Origin of the sequence: Kitasatospora sp. NPDC057500, assembly GCF_042802195.1 — a bacterium.
Classification (GTDB): Bacteria; Actinomycetota; Actinomycetes; order Streptomycetales; family Streptomycetaceae; genus Kitasatospora.
Genome location: NZ_JBHVER010000388.1, coordinates 1 through 3,140, shown reverse-complemented (window position 1 = coordinate 3,140; position 3,140 = coordinate 1). Strand labels below are relative to the sequence as shown.

The window sequence follows — 3,140 nt, the reverse complement described above, 5'->3', positions numbered from 1 at the left end:
GCCCCGCTCTTCGGCGGGGCCGGCGACCGGGCGGGGGAGGGGGCTGCCCCGGGGGAGCAGGGGGCGCGGGGGAGCGGAAGGGGCTCGGGACGGCGCGCGGCACGCCCCGGGGCTGCTTCCGGGAACCGCGCGGAGGTCCGGGAGTGGCCGGGCCGGGCTGTTGGGGCGGCCGGGATTCGACGAGAATCGGTAGCCCCCCGGCACCCGGCAGGAGGATCCCACCCATGACCTCGACCCGCCCCGGCCCCGAGTGGCTGACCGACGCCGTGCTGTACCAGATCTACCCCCAGACCTTCGCCGACTCCGACGGCGACGGCATCGGCGACTTCGCGGGCATCACCGAGCACCTCGACCACCTCGCCTGGCTGGGCGTGGACACGGTCTGGCTGAACCCGTGCTTCGCCTCGCCGTTCCGCGACGCGGGGTACGACGTCGCCGACTACTTCACCCCCGCCCCGCGCTACGGCACCGCCGGCGACCTCGCCGCCCTCGTCGACGCGGCGCGGCGCCGGGGCATCCGGGTCCTGCTGGACCTGGTCGCCGGCCACACCTCCGACCGGCACCCCTGGTTCCAGGCCTCGGCGCAGGACCCGTCCGACCACCGCTACATCTGGTCCGAGCGGCCGGTGGACGGCTTCGTCGCCTCCCCGGGCAGCCGGCCCGGCTGGTACCGGCCGAACTTCTTCGACTGCCAGCCGGCGCTCAACTTCGGCTTCGCGCGCGAGAATCCGGACGAGCCCTGGCGCCGGCCGGTGGACGCCGAGGGCCCGCGCGCCAACCGCGCCGCACTGCGCGCGATCATGGACCACTGGCTAGGCCTCGGCGTGGCAGGCTTCCGGGTCGACATGGCCTACTCGCTGGTCAAGGACGACCCCGGCTTCGTCGAGACCGGCAAGCTCTGGAACGAACTGCGCGACTGGCTGGACCGCGACCACCCGCAGGCCGCGCTGTTCGCCGAGTGGGGCGAGCCGGCCGCCGCCGTCGCGGCCGGCTTCCACGCCGACTTCCTCCTCCAGTTCGGCGGCCCCGACGACGGCCTGCCGCTGCGCTCGCTGTGGAACAACAACGCCGGGACGGTGCAGGAGTTCTGGAAGCAGGGCCCGTGCTACTTCGAGGCCGAGGGGCGCGGCACCCCGCAGCCGTTCCTGGACGCCTGGCGCGCGGCGGCCGAACTGACCGAGGGCGCCGGGCACATCGCCGTCCCCACCGCCAACCACGACTTCTCCCGGCTGGCCACCGGACCGCGCACCGCCGAGCAGCTCGCCCCGGCCTTCGCCCTGCTGCTCACCTGGCCGACCCTGCCGGCGGTCTACTACGGCGACGAGATCGGCATGCGCTACGTCCCGGACCTGCCCGACACGGAGGGGAGCGTGCTCGGCCCGACGTACAACCGGGCCGGCTCGCGCACGCCGATGCAGTGGACGCCCGGCCCGAACGCGGGCTTCTCCACGGCGCCCGCCGAGCGGCTCTACCTGCCGGTCGACCCGGACCCGCACCGTCCGGACGTCGCCACCCAGCGGGCCGACCCGACCTCCCTGCTGCACACCGTGCGGCGGCTGATCGCGCTGCGCCGGGCGCACCCGGGCCTGGGCGCGCGGGGCTCGGTGGAGGTGCGGCACGCCGGGTACCCGCTGGTGTACGTCCGGGCCGGGCGCTACCTGGTGGTGGTCAACCCGCGGCGGGAGCCGGCGGTCGTCCCGGCGGACGTGGCGCTCGGCGGCGCGGGCGGCTCCGGGGCGTCCGGACGGGCTCGCCCGCTGGACGTCCAGGGCGTGAGCACCGGTGCGGGCGGCGAGTTGCGGGCGGACGGGTTCTCGTACGGCGTGTTCCAGCTGGGGTAGCGCCGCGGGGAGGGTGTGCGGGTCCTCGGCCACCGGGGGCGGACTTCGGTCCGCCCCCGCGGTGGTTGTAGACTGCATCTAGATAGTTGCATTTGCCACCCACTTTGCCATCCGCTTCATCTCTGTCGGAGGACGGACCGAACCCCCATGAGCACACCCCGGACCACCGCCGCGGCGCCCCCGCCGGGGCACTCGCTCAAGCACCTGGCGCTCCACCTGCTCACCCCGCTGCTGATGTGCCTCGGCATGGCGCTCGCCTACCAGGGCGCCTTCCACCAGCCCGAGCCGCACCACCTGAAGGTCGCCGTCGTCGGCACCACCCCGCAGGCGCGCGAGCTGGCGGGCGCCGTGCAGGCGGCGGCGGGCGAGGCGCTGGACGTCGCCGCGCTGCCCGACCGCGCGGCCGCCGAGCAGCGGCTGCTCGACCGCGACCTGGTCGGCGCGTTCGTGCCGGACGCCGCGCATCCGGAACTGCTGGTCGCCAAGGCCAACTCGGAGACCTCGGCGACGGCGGCCGAGAAGGTCTTCCAGCGCGTCGCCGGACAGCAGGGCGCGCCGCTGGCCGTCACCGACCTCACCACCCCGAGCGAGGGCGACCCGACCGGCCAGGGCCTGTTCTTCCTGCTGGTCGCACTCAGCATCGGCTCCTACGGCAGCGTCGCCGTGATCGGCGCGGTCGGCGCCGGGATGGGCATGCGGCTCCGGGTGCTGGCCGGCCTCGGCGCCTCGCTCGCGGTGAGCGTGATCGGGATCGTCACCGCCGGGCCGGTCTTCCACGTCGTGGACCACGACCCGGCCGCCGTCTGGGCGCTCGGCTGGCTGTACTCGGCCGGGGTCGTCGGCGTGGGCATCGGCCTGCACACCTTCCTCAGGCGGTGGACCACGCTGGTCATGATGGTGCTGTTCGTGATGCTGAACTTCACCAGCTCCGGCGGCGTCTACCGGCCCGACCTGCAGAACGGGTTCTTCGGCGGCCTGCACTCCTTCTGGACCGGCGCCGGCTTCCTGGAGGGCGCGCGCGGCCTGCTGTACTTCGACGGCGGAGCCGGGTTCGGCGGGAACCTGCTGGTGCTGGTGCTCTGGCTGGTGGCCGCGGGCGCGCTGGTGACCGGTGCGGCGCTGTACGAGCGGCGCGGCCGGACGGCGGCCCCGGCCGGGCGGGACGGCGAGCCGGCGGAGGAACTGGAGGAGTCGGCGGTCGCGGTCTGACGGACACGCGGGGGAAGGCTTCACCGGGTGCCCGGGCATCGGCGCCCGGTGGGATCGGCGGCCCGCGCCCGGCCCCGGACAGGCCGGGCG

2 protein-coding genes are annotated in these 3,140 nt (G+C 75.2%); both read left to right on the top strand.

Going from position 1 to position 3,140, the window contains the following annotated elements; genetic code table 11:
* Window positions 1-224 precede the first annotated feature (224 nt).
* A complete protein-coding gene (locus tag ACFU74_RS36730; RefSeq protein WP_380764479.1) occupies window positions 225-1,841 on the top strand; it encodes an alpha-amylase family glycosyl hydrolase in 1,617 nt (538 codons plus the stop codon).
* 147 nt (window positions 1,842-1,988) lie between these two features.
* Window positions 1,989-3,050: a hypothetical protein gene (locus ACFU74_RS36725; protein ID WP_380764478.1), complete on the top strand. Its 1,062-nt coding sequence runs from the start codon at window positions 1,989-1,991 to the stop codon at window positions 3,048-3,050.
* Window positions 3,051-3,140: the final 90 nt, after the last annotated feature.